This window comes from Thermogymnomonas acidicola JCM 13583 (assembly GCF_001316105.1).
GTDB lineage: Archaea > Thermoplasmatota > Thermoplasmata > Thermoplasmatales > Thermoplasmataceae > Thermogymnomonas > Thermogymnomonas acidicola.
Genome location: NZ_BBCP01000012.1, coordinates 1 through 17768, shown reverse-complemented (window position 1 = coordinate 17768; position 17768 = coordinate 1). Strand labels below are relative to the sequence as shown.

24 protein-coding genes and 3 pseudogenes are annotated in these 17768 nt (G+C 54.5%); 10 read left to right on the top strand and 17 right to left on the bottom strand.

Annotated features, from left to right (window positions below):
- Both JCM13583_RS10025 and JCM13583_RS10020 read right to left on the bottom strand, forming a co-directional pair.
- Positions 1-660 carry an NFACT family protein gene (locus JCM13583_RS10025; RefSeq protein ID WP_162509777.1) on the bottom strand — a complete coding sequence of 220 codons (660 nt, stop codon included), beginning with the start codon at positions 658-660 and terminating at the stop codon, positions 1-3.
- A gap of 72 nt (positions 661-732) precedes the next feature.
- A complete protein-coding gene (locus JCM13583_RS10020) occupies positions 733-1500 on the bottom strand; it encodes a hypothetical protein (protein WP_162509776.1) in 768 nt (255 codons plus the stop codon).
- Between the two features lie 78 nt (positions 1501-1578).
- Here JCM13583_RS10020 and JCM13583_RS10015 point away from each other — a divergent pair, with 78 nt between their 5' ends.
- Both JCM13583_RS10015 and JCM13583_RS10010 read left to right on the top strand, forming a co-directional pair.
- The gene (locus tag JCM13583_RS10015; protein WP_075057587.1) at positions 1579-1995 is read left to right on the top strand and encodes a hypothetical protein; all 417 of its coding nucleotides are present in this window, start codon (positions 1579-1581) and stop codon (positions 1993-1995) included.
- On the top strand, positions 1949-2368 hold the full coding sequence (locus tag JCM13583_RS10010) for an acyl-CoA thioesterase (protein WP_171823584.1): 420 nt from the start codon (positions 1949-1951) through the stop codon (positions 2366-2368). Before JCM13583_RS10015 ends, JCM13583_RS10010 begins: the two co-directional genes overlap by 47 nt.
- Here the strand turns inward: JCM13583_RS10010 and JCM13583_RS10005 are convergent.
- The 11 genes and pseudogenes from JCM13583_RS10005 to JCM13583_RS09955 all read right to left on the bottom strand — a co-directional run bounded on the left by JCM13583_RS10005 (position 2347) and on the right by JCM13583_RS09955 (position 9647).
- Positions 2347-2616, bottom strand: a complete 270-nt coding sequence (locus tag JCM13583_RS10005; RefSeq protein ID WP_162509775.1) for a hypothetical protein — start codon at positions 2614-2616, stop codon at positions 2347-2349. The genes JCM13583_RS10010 and JCM13583_RS10005 overlap by 22 nt on opposite strands.
- A gap of 8 nt (positions 2617-2624) precedes the next feature.
- Complete coding sequence (locus JCM13583_RS10000) at positions 2625-2921, bottom strand: hypothetical protein (protein WP_075057584.1); 297 nt, start codon at positions 2919-2921, stop codon at positions 2625-2627.
- Positions 2873-3706: a hypothetical protein gene (locus tag JCM13583_RS09995; RefSeq protein WP_075057583.1), complete on the bottom strand. Its 834-nt coding sequence runs from the start codon at positions 3704-3706 to the stop codon at positions 2873-2875. The genes JCM13583_RS10000 and JCM13583_RS09995 overlap by 49 nt, the downstream gene beginning before the upstream one ends.
- Positions 3707-3713: 7 nt before the next feature.
- Positions 3714-4391 (bottom strand): hypothetical protein, encoded by a 678-nt coding sequence (locus JCM13583_RS09990; protein WP_075057582.1) that lies wholly within the window; start codon positions 4389-4391, stop codon positions 3714-3716.
- Position 4392: 1 nt separating this feature from the next.
- Positions 4393-5256, bottom strand: a complete 864-nt coding sequence (gene cyoE, locus JCM13583_RS09985; RefSeq protein ID WP_075057581.1) for a heme o synthase — start codon at positions 5254-5256, stop codon at positions 4393-4395.
- Entirely contained in the window at positions 5246-5755 is a 510-nt protein-coding gene (locus JCM13583_RS09980) for a hypothetical protein (RefSeq protein WP_075057580.1), read from the bottom strand. The genes cyoE and JCM13583_RS09980 overlap by 11 nt, the downstream gene beginning before the upstream one ends.
- 128 nt (positions 5756-5883) lie before the next feature.
- A complete protein-coding gene (locus JCM13583_RS09975) occupies positions 5884-6660 on the bottom strand; it encodes a cbb3-type cytochrome c oxidase subunit I (RefSeq protein ID WP_075057579.1) in 777 nt (258 codons plus the stop codon).
- Positions 6632-6772: a hypothetical protein gene (locus JCM13583_RS14220; RefSeq protein WP_171823583.1), complete on the bottom strand. Its 141-nt coding sequence runs from the start codon at positions 6770-6772 to the stop codon at positions 6632-6634. Before JCM13583_RS14220 ends, JCM13583_RS09975 begins: the two co-directional genes overlap by 29 nt.
- A 14-nt stretch (positions 6773-6786) precedes the next feature.
- On the bottom strand, positions 6787-7311 hold the full coding sequence (locus JCM13583_RS09970) for a cbb3-type cytochrome c oxidase subunit I (protein WP_075057578.1): 525 nt from the start codon (positions 7309-7311) through the stop codon (positions 6787-6789).
- Positions 7312-7570: 259 nt separating this feature from the next.
- Positions 7571-8272 carry a cytochrome c oxidase subunit II gene (locus JCM13583_RS09960; protein ID WP_162509773.1) on the bottom strand — a complete coding sequence of 234 codons (702 nt, stop codon included), beginning with the start codon at positions 8270-8272 and terminating at the stop codon, positions 7571-7573.
- Positions 8273-8478: 206 nt separating this feature from the next.
- A pseudogene (locus JCM13583_RS09955) lies at positions 8479-9647 on the bottom strand (fructose 1,6-bisphosphatase).
- Positions 9648-9982: 335 nt separating this feature from the next.
- Here JCM13583_RS09955 and JCM13583_RS09945 point away from each other — a divergent pair.
- From JCM13583_RS09945 to purQ, 5 genes are read left to right on the top strand one after another with little or no spacing between them, the layout of a single operon-like run.
- Complete coding sequence (locus JCM13583_RS09945) at positions 9983-10750, top strand: site-2 protease family protein (protein ID WP_162509772.1); 768 nt, start codon at positions 9983-9985, stop codon at positions 10748-10750.
- Entirely contained in the window at positions 10692-11201 is a 510-nt protein-coding gene (locus JCM13583_RS09940; protein WP_075057573.1) for a PDZ domain-containing protein, read from the top strand. Before JCM13583_RS09945 ends, JCM13583_RS09940 begins: the two co-directional genes overlap by 59 nt.
- Before the next feature lie 14 nt (positions 11202-11215).
- A complete protein-coding gene (locus tag JCM13583_RS09935) occupies positions 11216-11506 on the top strand; it encodes a hypothetical protein (protein WP_075057572.1) in 291 nt (96 codons plus the stop codon).
- A 5-nt stretch (positions 11507-11511) separates the two neighbouring features.
- Positions 11512-11664 carry a 50S ribosomal protein L40e gene (locus tag JCM13583_RS09930; RefSeq protein ID WP_075057571.1) on the top strand — a complete coding sequence of 51 codons (153 nt, stop codon included), beginning with the start codon at positions 11512-11514 and terminating at the stop codon, positions 11662-11664.
- Between the two features lie 5 nt (positions 11665-11669).
- Positions 11670-12461, top strand: a complete 792-nt coding sequence (purQ, locus tag JCM13583_RS09925) for a phosphoribosylformylglycinamidine synthase subunit PurQ (RefSeq protein ID WP_075057570.1) — start codon at positions 11670-11672, stop codon at positions 12459-12461.
- Between the two features lie 8 nt (positions 12462-12469).
- On the opposite strand, the gene fliE is transcribed toward purQ, so the two are convergent.
- Both fliE and JCM13583_RS09915 read right to left on the bottom strand, forming a co-directional pair.
- Positions 12470-13006 (bottom strand): flagellar hook-basal body complex protein FliE, encoded by a 537-nt coding sequence (gene fliE, locus JCM13583_RS09920; RefSeq protein WP_075057569.1) that lies wholly within the window; start codon positions 13004-13006, stop codon positions 12470-12472.
- 6 nt (positions 13007-13012) lie between these two features.
- Positions 13013-13312: a hypothetical protein gene (locus tag JCM13583_RS09915; RefSeq protein WP_075057568.1), complete on the bottom strand. Its 300-nt coding sequence runs from the start codon at positions 13310-13312 to the stop codon at positions 13013-13015.
- A gap of 229 nt (positions 13313-13541) precedes the next feature.
- On the opposite strand from JCM13583_RS09915, the pseudogene JCM13583_RS09910 reads away from it, so the two are divergent.
- From JCM13583_RS09910 to JCM13583_RS09900, 3 genes and pseudogenes are all read left to right on the top strand, one after another.
- A pseudogene (locus JCM13583_RS09910) lies at positions 13542-15467 on the top strand (2-oxoacid:acceptor oxidoreductase subunit alpha).
- Positions 15457-16392, top strand: a pseudogene (locus tag JCM13583_RS09905) (2-oxoacid:ferredoxin oxidoreductase subunit beta). Before JCM13583_RS09910 ends, JCM13583_RS09905 begins: the two co-directional pseudogenes overlap by 11 nt.
- Positions 16393-16577: 185 nt before the next feature.
- Entirely contained in the window at positions 16578-16823 is a 246-nt protein-coding gene (locus JCM13583_RS09900) for a hypothetical protein (RefSeq protein WP_075057567.1), read from the top strand.
- A 146-nt stretch (positions 16824-16969) separates the two neighbouring features.
- On the opposite strand, the gene JCM13583_RS13135 is transcribed toward JCM13583_RS09900, so the two are convergent.
- Both JCM13583_RS13135 and JCM13583_RS13130 read right to left on the bottom strand, forming a co-directional pair.
- Entirely contained in the window at positions 16970-17326 is a 357-nt protein-coding gene (locus JCM13583_RS13135) for a hypothetical protein (protein ID WP_162509771.1), read from the bottom strand.
- A gap of 17 nt (positions 17327-17343) precedes the next feature.
- A complete protein-coding gene (locus JCM13583_RS13130) occupies positions 17344-17529 on the bottom strand; it encodes a hypothetical protein (protein ID WP_162509770.1) in 186 nt (61 codons plus the stop codon).
- Between the last annotated feature and the right edge of the window lie 239 nt (positions 17530-17768).

Sequence of the window (17768 nt, the reverse complement as noted above, 5' to 3'; positions counted from 1 at the left end):
TTAGAATGGATTCCGAAAGGCCAAGGCTCTGGGCCGCAGGCGCCGACTTGTCAGCGCTATCCTGTGTATCAGCTCCTCTGCGAACTCTCCACCGAGGTTCATCCTGGTGGCTACGGTCTGCACGAGGCTTGCACTGCTGGATGCAAGCATGGAAGAAATCTCCTGTGCGCCAAAGGCAGATGGGTCCGATAGCGAAGGTGGCACATATGGCTCACCGCGGAGTATCTTCCTGTTCCTCCACTCCCTGGGGGGGTTGAGGGCATACTCTATCCTGCCGTCCTGTACCACGATGAGGTTCCCCTCCCTGAACATCTCGAATACCACCTCACCGTTTCCCGACAGGGAGAAGCGCATGACCCTGTCGAAGTTAACCTGCTGCACCTCCAGTATCTTCCTGTCACCGAGCATCTTGCGCAGCATCATCGCCAGTGATGTTGGCTCTTCCGGCCTCTCCACATCCTTCAGGAATATCCCCCCCTTTCTAAGCGCTATGAAGAGCATGAGCCTGGAGGAGACCGGGGGGGAATGGAGCTGGAACAGGAAGCTGTCCGGGGGGGATACCTGGTAGACCTTCTTGATGAACGAGCCGGCCAGGGCTTCCCTGTTGGCGTGCAGGAAAGCATAGAAGTCAAGCGAGGAGGCCTTGTCCTTCATTTCCACTCCCCCCCTACACCGGGCACAGGTAGTCAGGCACGACAGCAATTACTGATGCAGATGGGTCCTCCCTGAGTATCATCTTCGCCACGTGCACCGCAGCTGCCCCCCCCTGGGGCCTGAAATCAGGCCCCCCCTTGACTTGAACAGGTCCACCCTGCTTCTCTCCGCATCCTGCGGAGACACGGTGAATGACCTGTCAATCACGGACGGGTTCAGAGCCGGAGGGAGGCTCTCCACATGCCTCCTTATGCCACCGAAGCGCTCCTCCGTCCTCTCCCCCCCCTGGAGGACCGCAACGATCCTTATGTTCTCGTTCCTCTCCCGGAAGAAGGCCCCCCCGAGGCCAGATATGATCCTGCCATCCCTCACGGGCACAACGATGTCCGTTATTTCCCCCCCACCAGCCTGGGACCACAGCTCCACGCCGGTGTACCTGTAATAAGCCCTTGCACCCTCCTCATCTCCGTTGAGGTCAAGGAACAGTTCCGCATCCCTGCCACGCATCACCGCGCCCTCCAGGCCCCCCCCTGGCACATGCATTTCCGGTGCGATGACCGGCCTTAAGCCGTGCCAGAAGCAGAAGGAGAGGAATGAGAGTACCTCATCCTCATGTATATCGGCCCTGACACTCATTCCGCTCCTGGCCTCACCCCCCCTCCTTTCCCTTTTCTCGTATATGGCCTGCAGCGCCCTCGACACGGCGTTGTTGCCTGGCAGGCAGTTCTCCATCTTCACATGAAGGCCATCCTGCAGCCTCACCAGAGGTGTGAAGTATGCCTGTGGGAAGAGCGAATCGGTTGACCATCCGCAGTTGCTCTCAAGACCTTCCAAACCGAGCACCACCCACCTCTATCCCTAATTCATATATGTTTTTGCACTAGGATGAGCTAACGTTAAGAGCAGCAGACCATTCTGGTTTGTGTGGAGCAGTCCGGCGAAGAGGCCATGAGGAGCGTCATGAGGGCTGTTGAGCAGCACCCAAAGCTCACAGGTAAAGTGCGCATGTGCCAGGGTGAGCAGTGCCAGTCCGAGGTGGAGAGGGCGATTTCCGACGGCTCGATCCTCATTATGCTGGAGCCCAGGGGGGGACCTGAGCCACTTTTCAGGAGGCTCTACCTGGTCAGGTCGCCGGCACTGATCCTGTGCGGTAGGCATAGTACAGTGAGCGAGACTGTGAAGTGCCAGAGGTTCCACGACCTCATAGAGGGGGGGTCAGAGATAGCATACACGAATGGACTCTCGGGAAAGGCCATGGAGCAGATTTTTACTCACGTGAACAATTTCCTGACCCGTGTCCTCGAGGAAGTCGGTCATGGAGATACAGGTCAGGTACTCTGACCTCGATACCCTGGGCCACGTGAACAACTCCGTCTACCAGAACTACTTCGAAATGGGGGGGAGGATCATGTTCCTGGAAAGTGCGGGTTTTCCCCCCCATGAGAGCGATAGGCACAGCTTCGTGGTGGCGCACATGGAGGTTGACTATATCAGGCCGGTGCACCTCGGGGGGGACAGGATAACACTGGAGACAGAGCTGGAAACCATCGGGAACACGAGTCTCACCTTCCGCCACACGCTTTACAGGGACGGAACGGAGGTGTGTGCAAGGGCCAGGGCAGTCCTGGTTTACAGGGAGAATGGCCAGAAGGCCAGGGTTCCGGACGCACTCAGGGCCCTGCTGCGTGAAGGTCACATCGGCACGACCACATAGGGGAACCAGCCACCCGAGGCAGGCACAAATGGTATCATAAGGTACAGGGCCAGGTGCGCGCATATTGCGGGGTACGGGTTCCTCTTCAGGTAGTAGAGGCCTCCGTAGAAGATGCCGGTCGCGAACATGTCGAGGACGAAGAGCACTGAATAGGCACCCGGATAGGCCCCTGGCTGCATCACCACAGCGCTGAGGTAGAAGACTGTGTACACTATGGACTGTATCACGATTGCCCTGCCCATGCCCACCCTCCTGCCTAGGTACACAGGAAAGATGTAACGGAAGTCAGGTCCTCTATCAGCACCGGATAGTATGCGGTGGAGAAGATGAAGGAGACCGGCTGCCTGTCCGCTATGTAGGCAAATACGAACACGATTATGACAGCCACGAGCAACCATATCCAGTTGTTCAGGAAGGCTCCCCTGAGGTTTTCCCTCACATCCCTCACGTAGATGAAGCACAGGACGAAGAAGAGCGGCGTTATGAGCAGGTAAAGTAGGTACGTTAGCTCGCTGGGCCTGCCGAGTAGCAGGTAGAAGAGCGAGACCTGCACAGCCTCTGTGGAGGCGAAGATGAGCGGATCACGCAACCTGCTGCCTGGCAACTCCAGGACCCCCCCTTGAATACCTGGACAGGACGAAGTTTGTGGCAAGCCACATTACGGGAATCGTCAGTGCCCACAGGTACAGTGAGAACTCGACCTGCTGGACGTCCGGGAACACCCCCCCACACGACCCTACCTCCTACAACTGTCACGTAAAATACGACCAGTGCGACCATGCTGAACATCATGGCGACAAACTCCATGTATACGTGCCTTGCCTGCTCATCCAGCGAGAGGTAACTCAGGGAGGTCAGAAATGCTGAGAGGAAGGCACTGATACCCATGAGGCTGAAGTACACGGGCGACGTGTACGCATTGTAAGTGAATGGTGGAACAAACCACAGGATCATCAAGATGGCGGCAGCGACCGCAAGCGTGTATGTTGTTCCCCTGCCCATCCGCACCCTGAAGCCCTTCATGCCGTTCACAAAGAACAGGAGGGAGAGCGCAAACAGTGACATGTCCGAACCGAAGAAGAAATAGACGCTTCTCTGGAGACCAAGTGATACCCCGATGGAAATGGCGGCCATGCAGAGGACAAGGAGGATCCCTGAGACCAGCGTATACCTCCTCATGCCCGTGAACCTGAGCCTGCCGGAGAAGACATCGATACCCATGGAGTACCTGGAGGTGATGAGGTAGTTCGTGGCTGACACGAAGGCCGCGCTTTCAATGATCAGTGGGAACACGAATACGCTTATAAGCAGGACGACCAGGCTGGGAAAGGAGGCCACTATGCTCTCACACTGGCAGCTCAGTGCAGATGCGAAACTGGAGAAAGTCCCACCTATGCCGTAGAGCCTGGAGCCCCCTCAGGTACGATATTATCGAGAGGTAGTTGTCCGTGAGCACAGCGGAGAGGAAGGTGAACAGAATGAAGGTCTGCAAGCTGGATGTGAGTGTGTACCGCCTGGTGAACAGGACAACTCCCCACTGGTAGAAGGCGGTGACACCTTTAGGAGATACATCGTCGTATATGGATGCCAGGGAGACACCAATATCTGCAGGGCTGTATGTCAGGCGGACTACACCACCTATCAGGTACATGAAGGAGTAAATGGCCATGAAGGCAAACGGCCTGGCCCTCTCGTAAACGCCGTGTACGTCCTTCAGGTACTCCCTCACGTTGATTGCAAAGCCCACCACTGGGAAGACCATGAGCTGGGGGGGATAGAGCACAGAGGCCGAGGCCAGAAGTATGAACATGGACATTGACAGTCCTGCGAAATAGGAAGAGATCCTGCTGTACCGCTTCCAGGCTGGCCAGGAGAGAAGAGTGATGGCGACTGCCAGCGATATGTAGAACTGCAGTGTTACGTCAGGATATATTATCACGATCCTCTCCAGTGTACCGAAGGCAAGAAAGGCCGCCAGGGAAGCATAGGATATTAGGAGGTCTGTCAGGGTGTGTGTCCTCAATCTACCACCCGACAGCCACCAGCCACACCGAAACGAGGATCAGCAGTAGGTACAGGTTGGAAAAGTGGAATGCCCTCTTCAGGGACGGCGTATCGCTGGAAACAAGCAACCTGCCCGTTAGGTAGAGGAACGCCACATCAGAGGCTATTGCTATTGGGAAATAGGCCCGGCCCAGGTCCATATGCACGAAGAACGGGATGAGTGTGTATGCAACCAGGACGACCGTGTTGGTGAATATCCACCTAGTGCTTGCCTTAACCCCCCCCTTGACCACCGGCAGCATAGGTACATCCGCTTGGATGTAGTCCTCAACCCTGCTCGATGCCAGGGACCAGAAGTGCGATGGTGTCCAGAGGAAGACCAGGAAGGCCAGGAACAGACTTGTTGAGGACACTGACCCGGTTAAGGAGGACCAGCCTGCAAGAGCCGGGAAGCTGCCTGCAATGCCACCTATTACTATATTCCATATTGTCCGCCTCTTCAGGATCACGGTATAGAGCACAAAGTAGCTCAGGAACCCACCGAATATGAAGAGCGATGTCAGAGTATTCAGGTATATCTGTGAGATAGCCATGGAGAGGGCAATCATAAGGGTTGCCACAGCGATGTAGAGGTTCCTTGTTTTCCAGTTGATCAGTTTAGTCCTGTACTCTGTCCTCTTCATCCTCCCGTCGATATCCTGGTCGTAGATATTGTTGAAGAGGGCAGAAGAGAATGAGGCCAGGGACCCTGAAACTAGGAGCGGTGCGAGGAGGGCAAGCCTAAGTGTGCTGCCAGGGACGCTAAGGAAGGCCGAGACCGCAACAATATCTATAAGGACTGTTATCTCAACCTTAAAAATACCGAGGAATTCCCTAGCCTTCAAATGAAATCACCGGTCTATGTCTGGATACGAGGTGGACAATGTCTGAGGTAATCATGTCCTGTGTGTAGGAGCACCCACAGTTAATTGAATTGGAAGAGTTCACTATTGAATAGTCCGTCACCACACTTGAGCTCGTTGTGTTGTTGCTTGGTGGGAGGCCTATGTATGGTGGGTTGTCCGTTATCACTATCAGTGCCACCATGGTTGTCGGGTGCACTGTGCACCAGTAGGTGTAGTAACCCGTCTTGTCAAACACGTATATACCCGTTGACTTATGGCCTATTGTCTGTGTGATCTGTGCTATTGAAAGCACGGTGTAGGCATTACCCCCCCTGTTCTCTGTCTTGCCAGGGTTAATTGTCAGTGTGTGCGGAAGGCCGTCCTCCTCGATCACAGTGAACACAACCTTTGTGCCTGGCTTAAAGTACAGTGTGGGGGGGTTTACCACACCGTGGTTGTAGTTCCAACCCGCAGCGTCTGCCCAGATCGTAACGTCCACCGTGTACTTGTAGTCGTTTGGATTGAAAGGCCTGCCGCCGGCCTGAGGGGGCTGTGGCTATGAACGATATGGCCAGGGCTACAACAACCACAACGGTTACTGCAAACACCAAACCTGGCTTTGCCAAATCACTCACCTCCTCCTGCCTCTGGGCTCGGCAACTCAATTCTAGATTCCAAGGCATTTGAAATATCTGTCGTGGGCTGCTTGACCCAGCTCTTCGCTATGTTGTAGAGGAAGATCAGCTGGCCGATGCCAATGATTACTCCGCCTGTAACTGCACCGTCCTGGAATGGCATGAAGAACGGGAAGTAACCCGCAACGTACCTCGGCATACCCAGGAAGCCACCGATTGTCCATGATATGGACATCAGGAAAGAGCCTATTGCGGTGAGGTAGAAGTGCCACCTGGCGAGCCTCTCATCGTACACCCTCCCGGCCGAGAGTGTCGGGAAGAGGATGTAGAAAGCCGCAAAGGTGCCACCCATCGTGACACCGATGAATATGAAGTGGAAGTGGCCTGTGACCCAGTAGGTGCCGTGCACTATCTCGTTAACTCCTACGTTAGACTGCATCACGCCTGTTATGCCGCCGATGACGAAGTCCATTATTCCGTTTATGACGAAGAGCATAGGTGTCGTGAGCCTTATGCGATTAGCAGTCCAGAGTGTTGCGATCCAGTTGAAGACCGTGAGCGCCGAAGGAATAACCACAAGGAAAGATGTGGTGCTGAAGAAGAGGTCCCACGTTATGCCAAGGCCTGAGTTAAAGAGGTGGTGGCCCCAGACTAGCTCGCTCAGAACCATGAGGAGCCCAAGGGCGAAAACTGCTGAAGTGTAGCTGTAAACCTTGGCATCTGTGAATCTGGAAATGACCTCATAGAAGAGGCCGAAGAAGGGAATCACAGCGATGTAAACTATCGGGTGCCCCCCAGAACCAGAAGAGCACTGCGAAGAGCAGGACTGAGTGCGTGGAAGCGGTGAAGAATATTGGGTTGAAGAAATCGTAGAAAAGCATGCCCAGACCCACCATTAGCGGGGGGGCGCAGAGGAGAGAATCATTATGACGGTGAACACCACTCCCCCCCAGACAAATACAGGCATCCTGCTCAGGGGCACACTCTCCGACCTGTCTAGGAATATTATCTTGAGTAGTACTGCGGATGCTATGGATATGCCCACGAATATAAGCTCTAGGCCTATGACAGCCAGCCAGTTATCGGGCCCTGCACCGTACGGAGCCAGCTGCAAGGCGAGCGGCGGATAGAAGTACCACCTGGTGGAAGTTCTCGAGATAAGTATGAAGACGCCGCCAAGCAGCCAGATCCAGTAAGCAGCTGAAGACCATGGGCCCATGTTGTCTCTCTTGATTTTGAGCATGGTTGGAACGAGGTAAAAGGAGAGACCGGTTGCTGAACCAAGCGCGAACATGTAGATCATGAGGGTTGCGTGCTCTGTTGTCAGTATGTTGTATATTATCGGCGGCGTTATAATCGGGTTGTAGTAGACAAGTGAGACCCTCATTATAACTCCGAAGGCCCCCCCTGCTATGAACATGAACAGGAGGCTTGTTATCAGGAACCTAAGGCCTATGCTCTTTGAGTCGTCAAAGAAGAATATGGATCCATCGAGTGCCCTCAGTTTCCAAGGTTCTTATCCCTTCCATAAGTACCTATATCTTCATATCCCGCCCTAGTGGCTTCCTCTTCGAGCGCGATTTTCTTTGTGTTAACGTAGTAGTAGAGGTAGAAGAGGAGAACCCCCCCAACCACGGATAGAGATATTACCGCACTGAGCAGAGTTACGAGTTGACCCATCAGCTCACCACCGTCAGGAATCCACGCATCAAATAGTGATCCTCCCCCCCACAGTATTCAACACACTCGAAGTAGTACGTACCGACCTTCGTTGGTTCAAAGGATACCGTGTTGTTGTGGCCGGGTACCGCGTAAACCTGTACTCCCATCTGCGGGATCAGTAGGTCGTGTATGACGTCTTGAGAACTTACCATCAGGGTGTAGGTGTGATTGACCTGCAGTGTCAGTGCATCAACACTCTTTGTGCCATTTGGATAGACAAATGTCCATGACCACTGTGCCCCCCCTATGACCTGGATAACCGTTGAGTTAGGCGGTATTGGGCTATTCGCCGGCCTCGCGATATCATACTCGTGGCCAACTACGTAGACGTAGTTAACAGTAGCGGAGCCGACAAGAACCACAACAACCGCAATGGCCCACATCAGTTCCTTTTTCAGTTTATCGTTCATCTGAAATCCTCCCCACGTCAGTGACCTTGACCCCCCCTTCTTGACCACTGGATAGTACAGGAGCATCAGAGTAACAGCACCACAGGCGATGCCAGTGCCCATGAAGGGTGCAGCGAATACTGCTACCTGCTGTCCCGGATCACCTCCAAAGAATATACCGAAGAGGTGGTACAGAATGAATGTGGCTGCAATCCCTATGACCACTGAAATAATGAGAAACATGGTGACCATTCTGGCACCGTGTGTCATAGGGTTAGTATTGAAAGACTGTATTTAAAATTTTTTAGCGAGACGCAGGCGGAAGCCTATTTTGTTGATTCCATAGAACATGGCCGTTCCTTTCTTAACAAATTGTATTTAAATATATCGCACCACCGTCCCCGGAACTTCCTATCTGTGAACGATCAAATATATTCAGGTTCAGGATATGGAAAATGTTGGTGTGGACCTGAACTTCAGTCCACGTCTGTGGTGGCTACCTTCACCTTCTTGCCCTTGGGCGTATCTTCTATTGGCTCGAACTTGGACTTATGCCTTTCGAGCACCCTCGGAAGCGATGTATACTCCATGTCATCCTCAGGCAGCCTGTGTGGCTCGAATGGGCCCATCCTCCGCAGGTAGTCAGCAATCTCGACTGCGGTCCTCCTTGCACCATCGAATGCGGGGGGGTCATCGAACATATCCACGGGCCCACTTAGTGCACCGTCCTTGTAGACAAAACCCAGGGCCACAACCCTCGGCGGGCCGTCAAATCTGGTCATCTTCGCATCCTTCATGCCCACAGGCATCAGTGGGCCGTTGAATGAGCCGCGCATCCACCCTGATACAAGGTAGGGGGGGTGCGCAAAGGCCTCGAGAACCTCGCCGGCAGCCGGTAGACCGGACTGTATCCTCACGACGCCAGCAGGGTCGTCCTTACCAACATATTCCCCCCCGGCTATGAGGGAGAGTTTGTCTGTGGAAATGACAGCAACGTTCTCGTCCGGCAGCTTCTCATGGGTCTTCTTGGTGTATACCCTCTTTATCACATACCTGCTCTTCGAACCTATCAGCCCCAGGATGTCATAGGTGTTCTCCGGCGTAGCCAGCTTGATCTTCTTTCCCTCTATTATGTCCCATATCTCGAAAATGAAACCCTCGTGCATGTTCGGGTCGATCACAAGGCCAGGTGTGTTGAACGGGTCTCCAAACATCCTGAAGATGGGCAGGTTGAAGGCACCGGGCTCGGTCTTATCCATCATGAAGACAATGAAAGGCTCTGAGGGTCTCGCATTTATCTCCATCTCCGCAACTCCAGGGCCCATGCCCTTCACGTTCCCTGAGAAAGAGTCCTTCAGCAGGTCCTGGCCCGCCCCGTACAGGCCATACTTCTTGGCAACAACGGTGCCCGCCTTGAAGGCTTCCCAGGCTAGCCTGTGGACCTCCTCGTCATCCGTCCCCCCCGTGTGTGAATCATAGTTATTTGAATGTCATCACCGACGTGAGAGATATAGTAGGACTTCAACAAGCTGCTCCCGTGCTCCTTCACATAGCCCTCGACTTCGTCCACGACAGGCTTGAATACCGTTGAGTGACCGGGCAGGCTCCCTATATCCGCTTTTATGTGCGAAATTGTTACCTTCATACATTACATATCAATCATATAGTATAAAAATGTTGACATGATTCAACGTTCTATACGTCACATAGCTTATTATTTTAATTCCTCAATACGTCATTTACGCACAGGTGTATGCAAATTCTGTCTTTCGTTAAGACTCAGTTCCGTTATCTGTCGAAAAAGATGAGAATGGGCAACTGCTCAAATGTTATAAATGCCTTTTCTCTTTTGTGGTACGTAATGATCAGCGGACTCGAAATAGCACTGATAGTCATAATGTTCTGGATCATGCTGATCCTCTACCTGGCCCCCCCAGGATAAGGGAGAGCAAGCACCTAGACCTCTTGGGCCCAGCACTCATGGTTAAGGCAATAAAGAGGAGGGGCATCCTGAAGGCGATCAGCAACCATTTTCCGTGGAGGACCTATTCGAAGGTCTCTGTGGTGATTGTCCTGCTCTCGTTCTTCTTCGCCATAGGCTTCCTCGCGTACGGGGCATACCTTGCCTCTTTCATAAGGCCTTCCCAGGCACCGTCACTGAGCCTCATACTGGCACTCCCTGGCATAAACCCCCCCGTCATACCCATTTCTTACGGGATCGTTGCACTCATGGTTGGAGTATTTGTACATGAAATAATGCACGGCATCGTGTCTGAGGGCCACAAGCTTGAGGTCAAATCGGTGGGCGGTCTCTTCTTCATAGTGCCCGTAGGGGCGTTTGTGGAACCAAAGGAAGAGGAACTACAGAACGCTGAGCCTGTCGTTAGGAGGAGGATCTACGCCAGCGGGCCCGGCACCAACATAATCATAGCGATAGTCTGCCTCCTCCTGATCCTCTTTGCGTTCGCTCCAGCGGCGGTACCGCACCACCCTGGCGTTGTTGTGGAAAGTTCTGACGGCGCCCTGGCACCGTCAGTGCCTTCTGGTTCTGAGCTGATATCGTTCGGCCCGTACTCTGGGAGCACCCTCAGCAACCTTGTTTACAACAGTACCTTGATGCCAGGCAGGGAGTACAACGCCTCGGTCTACTACAAGGGCGAGGTGCACACTGTGAAGGGTTACGCGGGGGGTGGCAATTGTCGACACCATAGATGGCTTCCCTGCAGCCAGTGCCGGTGTACCGGCTAACTCCATAATAGTCAAGATCAACAGTGCTGTCATATACAACGAGACCGGGCTAGCACAGGTTCTGGATGCAATCCCACCCGGCAGTACTGTGAACCTAACCGTTTTCGTTCCGTACGGCAACAGCCCCCCCGGGCTAAAGTACTACGATGTAAAGACGGTCTCTGTCTATTCCTACTACGAGAAGTACGATCCACTGGCCAATAAACCCGCCTATAAGAACGAGAGCTTCATTGGGGGGGTGGAGATAGATTATGCAGGTATAGGGTACGTGCCCCTGGCAGACATGAAGACCGAGGTGTTCGGCACAGCAATGCTCTCCTCCCCCCCGTGGGACGGGTTCATAGAGTTCATAGGGCTCCCGTTCTCCGGCCTCTCCCCCCCGGTGCCCTCCTACCTTGCATCCATGTTTTCGGTGCCCGTGAACCCAACGTTCTTCTGGGGGGGGCCCTGAACGTCCTCTACTGGATGTTCTGGATCAACTTCCTCCTCGGCATTACAAACGCGCTGCCACTGTCCATCCTTGACGGTGCCCAGTTCCTGAAAGATACAATAGTGATAGCGGGGAGGCACAGGATGCTTGGGGGCATTCAAGAGGCCGAAGGTCGCTGGCAACGTCACCAATGCCCTCGGCGTTCTGGTGCTATTCCTGCTCCTCTGGGAGATCATAGTACCGCACATAATATAGGCCTAGAGAAGGGTTTAAAACAAGAGATGCCATTAACCCGGGAACCGGTGAGGTCAATCTCACAAGGGTGAATGCAATGGCATTTCCTGAAGCCGTTGAGAGAAGGCTCAACAAAATGATATGCATGAGGTGTAACGCAAGGAACCCACCGAAGGCAGAGAGGTGCCGCAAGTGCGGTTACAAGGGCCTTAGGCCCAAGGCGAAAGAGAGAAGGGGGGGAGGACAGTAACTTAAATGCCTGATGGCCCGAAGGTCGCAGTCCTGAGGATGGAGGGTACTAACTGCGAGGAGGAGGCGTACCTTTCATTCCTGAGGAGCGGCGCATCTCCGCAGTACGTGCACGTGAAACAGGTGGAAACTGGCAAGGTCAGGATAGGAGATTTCGACATCCTCTTCATACCCGGGGGTTTCTCAGCAGGCGACTACATAAGGGCAGGCGTCATATTCGCAAGCAGGCTTATGGCGGCTGCCGGGAACCAAGTAAAGAGATTTGTGGATGAAGGCAGGCCCGTGATCGGTGTGTGCAACGGCTACCAGGTACTGGCAGAGGCCAACCTCCTCCCGGATCTTGGATATGAGGAGAGGGTCATTTCACTGTCGTTCAACAGGTCGAACAGGTTCGAGTGCAGGCACACTTACGTCAAAGTTATGTCAAGGAACAGGGTGATCGGGGGGGACCTTATGCCAGCGGGCACGGTGTTCCAGGTACCAGTTGCCCACGCGGAGGGCAGGTTCACAGCATCTCGGGAACAGGTCCTGGAGCGCCTCCAGGAAGGGGGGGGCCAGGTGCTCTTCACATACTGCAGCCCGGGCGGGACCGATGCCGGGTATCCCTGGAACCCCCCCAATGGGTCAGCAATGAACATCGCTGGGATATCAAACAGGGAAGGTAATGTGATAGGCCTAATGCCACACCCGGAGAGGGCTTACTACGGCTTCCAGATGGCCGGGGCGGAGAGGGCCTCAATATATGGCCCTGGAAAAACATTCTTTGACGCCATTGTAAGGTACGCCATAAGGAAGTAGTGTGGGCGTCACGGCCTTGGGAGGGACTGGAGGACCTTCCGGCTCTTCTCCCTGAACTCCTCCAGCGTGCCATCGTTCACTATCATTACGTCGGCCAGAGCTATCACAGAGCCTATGCCGAAGCTCAGTTCCCTCTTGTCCCTCAGAACGAGTTCCGCCATGCTCCTGACATCGTCTGGCCTCTGCCTGCCCAGTATGCGCCTGAAGCGCTCCTCCCTGTTGGCAAAAATCGCTATAACTATCAGGTTCCTGTCCCTTTCCCGGAATGCATCGACCTCTTCCATGTTCCTGACGCCGTCCACCACCGTCCTTTCTGGATCCCTTATCATCTCCGCTGTCCGCCTGGCCCAGATGTCCATGCCGTACTTCTCTCTCTCCGATGCTGCGAACCTGCCTATATCGCCGTCAGTGAAGGGTATCCCGCGCAGCCTGGCGTAGTGCCTGACACTCTCCCCCCCCATGTGCACGTCCATGAAGCCCACGGACCTGGCAACCGCTATGAACTCATCCTTTCCGGCCCCGGGCATGCCGGTTACGACTATCAAGAGATTTCACCCGAAAATGAAGCCCATGCCACCTTCTGCGGAGTCTTCCTCTTCCTTCACCTTCGAGTACACCCTCTGGGCAGCCTCGTCCCTCAGCTCCTCAGCGCCGGAGGATACGAACCTGTCCACTGCAGCAAGGGCCTCGCTGCCACCTTCCACGATGATTATAACTGATCCGGGCTCTTCCCCCCCAACGCTCTCCCCCCCTGCCTTCAGCACCAACGTCTGCCTCCCGACGATGTCATCAGAAACTATTGCGTCCTTCAGTTTCCTGTTTTCGCCTGACAGTTTCAGTACCCTGTACATAGTGCCCCTATTTTTTGTATGGTATTATTGTTTTGTAGCCCGAAGGGGGGGTGTCTCCTGGGGGGGCGTACACCGTTCGCCCTCACATGTCAGGCATCTATGTGATATACCGGTATACAATACCATAGACTACTTCTGACCCCCAAAGATACACGCTGGATAGCAATATTTCTGTGTCCCTCTTAGATTTTTAACAAACTATTTTAATTCCATTGAAATCATGAGAACAATGTCTGAACTTGACATAAGTCTCGCTGTAGGAGGCCCTCAGGGGGGGGAGGAATAGACACTTCTGCCAACATGATAAGCAGGGCTTTTGCATCTTCTGGCTACGGGGGGGTCTTTGGGGGGTGAGAGAGTATCACTCCAACATCAAGGGGGGGAGGCACAGCTACATACACCTCAGGATCAAGGAGAAACAGCCCAGGTCCCTGAGGTACCCGGTGGACTACCTGGTGGCACTGGACGCGGACACCATATTCGAGCACTTAGAGGACGTCTCCCAGGGAACAAAGGTGATCTATGACCTCTCCTTCGAGAGGAGCGACCTGGCCTCTGCAAGAATGATAATGAGGGACACGGCGGAGAGGATAAGGAAGACCCTGGAGGAGGGGGGGGATACGAGAGGAACGTCAAGGGCGCCCTGAAGCTCATGGAGGACAGGGGGGGGCGAGGCTCATCGGTGTGCCCTTTGACGACCTTGTGAACTCCGCTGTTAAGGAGGGCCCTGCATCGAGGTACTTCAACACGCTCGGTGCCGCCATAACCCTCGGTATTGCGGGCCTGAAGGTGGAGCACACCATAGAGGGTGTCAAGGCAGTCTTCGCGAACAAGGAGCAGGTCGTGAAGCTGAACGTGGCGGTAGTGCAGGCCGCCTACGAGTTCTGCATGAATAAGGGGCTTGCAGGGAAGGAGCTTCCGGAACTGAAGGTGGGGAAGAGGTTCCTGCTCACAGGCAACGATGGTTCAGCAATAGGCAAGGTTCTGGGTGGCCTCAGGTTCCAGACATATTACCCGATAACTCCAGCAAGCGATGAGAGCACCATACTCGAGGAGCACGAGGCGCTGAAATGGATACAGAAGGAGACGGAGAAGCTCAAGGAAGCGGGAGTAGTCGTTGTGCAGACGGAGGACGAGATATCTGCTGTCACAATGGCGTCAGGTGCGGCGCTCACAGGCGTGAGGTCCGCAACCGCAACCAGCGGCCCTGGCTTTTCACTTATGGCCGAGGGCATTGGCTTCGCTGGCATGGATGAGGTGCCCCCCCTTGTGGTCACACTCTACCAGAGGGGGGGCCCTAGCACTGGTCTGCCGACGAGGAATGGCCAGTCAGACCTCCTGTTCGCGCTTAACACTGGCCACGGTGAGTTCCCGAGGATCGTCTTCTCCTCCGGTGATGTGGAGGAGTGCATATACGACGCCATGAAGGCACTGAACTATGCGCAGAGGTACCAGATGCCCGTGATACACATGATCGACAAGAACCTGGCAAACACCATGGACCTCATACCTGAAATAGACAGGAAGAGGGTCAAGATAGTGCCCCCCGGTGAGGGTTGAAAAGGAACCGTTCAAGAGGTACGACCTGGACACGGACACAGGCATTTCAGGTTTCGGCATATTCGGCCGCGACATCTTCTGGATGACCGGGGGGGACGAACATGACGAGCTCGGGCACGTGACGGAGGACCCGGTGATCAGGGACGCCATGATGAGGAAGAGGTTCCAGAAGCTCGTCACTGCTGACAGGGAGATACCCCTGGAGGACAAGGCCCAGCTCATGGGCCCATCCAGTGCGGATGTGACCTTCGTCACATGGGGGGGCAGCCAGAAGGGCCCGATACTCGATGTGATCGAAGACCTTAAGAATGACGGTGTGACCGCAAACCTGCTTTACCTGAAGATGTTCTCCCCGTTCCCGTCCGAGTTCGTCTCCAGCGTGCTCAAAAAGGCAAAGCTCGTAATAAACGTGGAGAGCAACATGCTGGCACAGGCGGCAAGGGTAATAAGGATGAACACCGGCATAGAGATAAAGAAGCATATACTGAAGTACAACGGAAGGCACATGACGGAGGACGAAATATACAGGGCGGCGAAGGAGATCATATTTGGTAAGGAGGAGAAGGTTGAGGAGGTGCTTGTGAATGGTGCATAACTTCAAGAATGACATAACGGTTGACTGGTGCCCTGGGTGCGGGGGGGACTTTGGTATCCTGACCTCTGTCATCCAGGCACTGACGGAACTGGACATGGACTAAGAGTGTGGTCTCTGTCTCAGGAATAGGGTGCTCCGGAAAGACGCCACACTACCTGAACATAGCAGGCGTCCACACCCTCCACGGGAGGGCCATACCCTATGCCACGGGCGTCAAGCTCGCGAACCCTGACCTCAAGGTCCTGGTCATGGGTGGCGACGGTGACCTCCTGGGCATCGGCGCCGGCCACTTCGTGGCGGAAGGTAGGAGAAACACGGGCCTCACCGTGATACTCTTCGACAATGCCGTCTACGGCCTCACAAAGGGCCAGGCAGCACCGACGATGGAGATGGGTGAGAAGACAAAGTCGCTCACGAGGGCGAACATATTCGGCAAGATCAACCCGCTTACTCTGGCCCTGAGCGCAGGGTACTCCTTCGTTGCCAGGGGATTCTCGTTTGACATGAAGCAGCTCAAGGAAATAATAAAGACTGCAATAAATCACGAGGCTCCGCACTCATTGATGTCCTGCAGCCATGCCCCACATACAACAACATCAACACCATGGAGTGGTACAGGAAGAGGGTTTACAAGCTGGAGGACGACAAGAGCTGGGACCCGGTGATAGCGTCGCCCGACGACCCGGAGGCACAGGCGAAGTTCGAGAGGGCTTACAGGAAGAGCCTCGAGTGGGGGGGAGACAGGATACCGACGGGCATATTCTACGATAACAGGACCATACCGCCTTTCACGAAGAGGCTCAACGAGTTCGTGCCGAACTACCTTGAGGTACCTCCCGCAAAGCAGAGGATACTCGACGCAGAGGGCTACACCCCCCCGGTTGACCCGGACCTGACCTTTGCGGACAAGATCATAGCACACTGACCGGGCCACCGGCCTCTAACTTTTCTGTCCCCCCCCATTTTCTTCCCTCTCCTTGTTTCCGGCCATTTCTGGCCATGCGGACTTGTCCTCAACTGTCAGACCGATACGCGGGGGGCATTCAAGGGCCTGTCCACCAAGGAACACAAGTCGGAAATGTTTTATGTGTGGCACAGGTATGGTCTGGGATGGCGAAATACGTACATGTCTGGGAGGTGGAGTGCAACCACTGCCATGGGAAGTTCGAGCACGTCTTCAGGGCATCGGATATCCTGAGACCGCATGTGTTCAACGAGCTCCTGTTCCAGTGCCCCCCCCTATGCGGGAGCAAGGCCTTTGACCCTGTAAGACCTCTGGGAAAGTACAGCAGGGACGAATGGGTTAGGGAACATGGGGGGGACAAGGCCTTCAGCGACCTCCCGGAGTATGAGTGAGACCCCCAACGAAGTCATGGAGACCCGAGGTAAAGATGGTGCGCCAAGCCTTCTAGTCTCCTGAATACACCGTGTGCCGCCAATGCATTTTTCAAGAGGCCTTTAGGTCCGTGGCCATTTACCGTCGCTCTGCACGGAGCTCACTCCTACCTCATACCGGAGAGAAGTAAGGAGACACCGAGATAGAGGAATACAGCCCCCCCAAATATGGCGAAAACGGCCGTGCTGAAGACCTTGACCGCTATCTGCATCCTTGAACCGTACCTCAGCTCTCCCAGCCTTATCAGGTAGCTGAGGGAGACGACCCAGACCGTCGTGCCGACAAAGAGGAAATAGAATGGGAATATCCCGAACCTTTCAAGAGTGCTAAGGCCAGCGCTGAGCCACCAGCCTATCTGGGCAGGGTTGCCGATGCCGACGCCCAGGCCCTTCAGGTATCCGATGCCCCCCCTAACCCCCCCACTTTCGGTCTCCCCGCTCCTGAGTGTGAGGTAGGCCAGCACTATGAACGCCGACCCACCTATTGTGTAGATATACGGATCGTACCTTGACAGGTCCAGGCAGAGCCGAAGAGGAAGACGATGATCAGGAATATTAGGTCCGCTGTCATGGCACCGAAGCCTATCAGTACAGCCCTGAGGACGCTGCGCCTGGCCTCAGATATTATCATGGCGTTTATAGGGCCCGGAGGCGCGGCGAGGGACACCCCCGAGCACCACACCGAAGAGCACAAGGTACGGAGTTATCAATGGCACCTTATCAGCTGCCCCGCATAATTAGGTTTTTGAATCGGTATCACGAAAGTGATGAAAGGGTGATCATTTCTCCCCCCCGCATTTCAGGAGTGACTAATGCGGTCAGGACACTGATTCCACCGCTCTGCGGCCCAGCAAAAACCCTTTAAAGCTCAGGCACATGTTGAAGAACATGGATGACAAGCTGAGG

Bases quoted from the DNA above. Each gene is read 5' to 3' on its own strand.
- JCM13583_RS09900 (WP_075057567.1), top strand. From the start codon at position 16,578: ATGGCGAAATACGTACATGTCTGGGAGGTGGAGTGCAACCACTGCCAT.
- JCM13583_RS09915 (WP_075057568.1), bottom strand. From the start codon at position 13,312: ATGTACAGGGTACTGAAACTGTCAGGCGAAAACAGGAAACTGAAGGAC.
- JCM13583_RS09960 (WP_162509773.1), bottom strand. From the start codon at position 8,272: ATGACACACGGTGCCAGAATGGTCACCATGTTTCTCATTATTTCAGTG.
- JCM13583_RS09970 (WP_075057578.1), bottom strand. From the start codon at position 7,311: ATGTTCATAGCAGGGGGGGCCTTCGGAGTTATAATGAGGGTCTCACTT.
- purQ (WP_075057570.1), top strand. From the start codon at position 11,670: ATGCCTGATGGCCCGAAGGTCGCAGTCCTGAGGATGGAGGGTACTAAC.
- JCM13583_RS09945 (WP_162509772.1), top strand. From the start codon at position 9,983: ATGGTTAAGGCAATAAAGAGGAGGGGCATCCTGAAGGCGATCAGCAAC.
- JCM13583_RS14220 (WP_171823583.1), bottom strand. From the start codon at position 6,772: ATGCTTTTCTACGATTTCTTCAACCCAATATTCTTCACCGCTTCCACG.
- JCM13583_RS09935 (WP_075057572.1), top strand. From the start codon at position 11,216: ATGTTCTGGATCAACTTCCTCCTCGGCATTACAAACGCGCTGCCACTG.
- JCM13583_RS09930 (WP_075057571.1), top strand. From the start codon at position 11,512: ATGGCATTTCCTGAAGCCGTTGAGAGAAGGCTCAACAAAATGATATGC.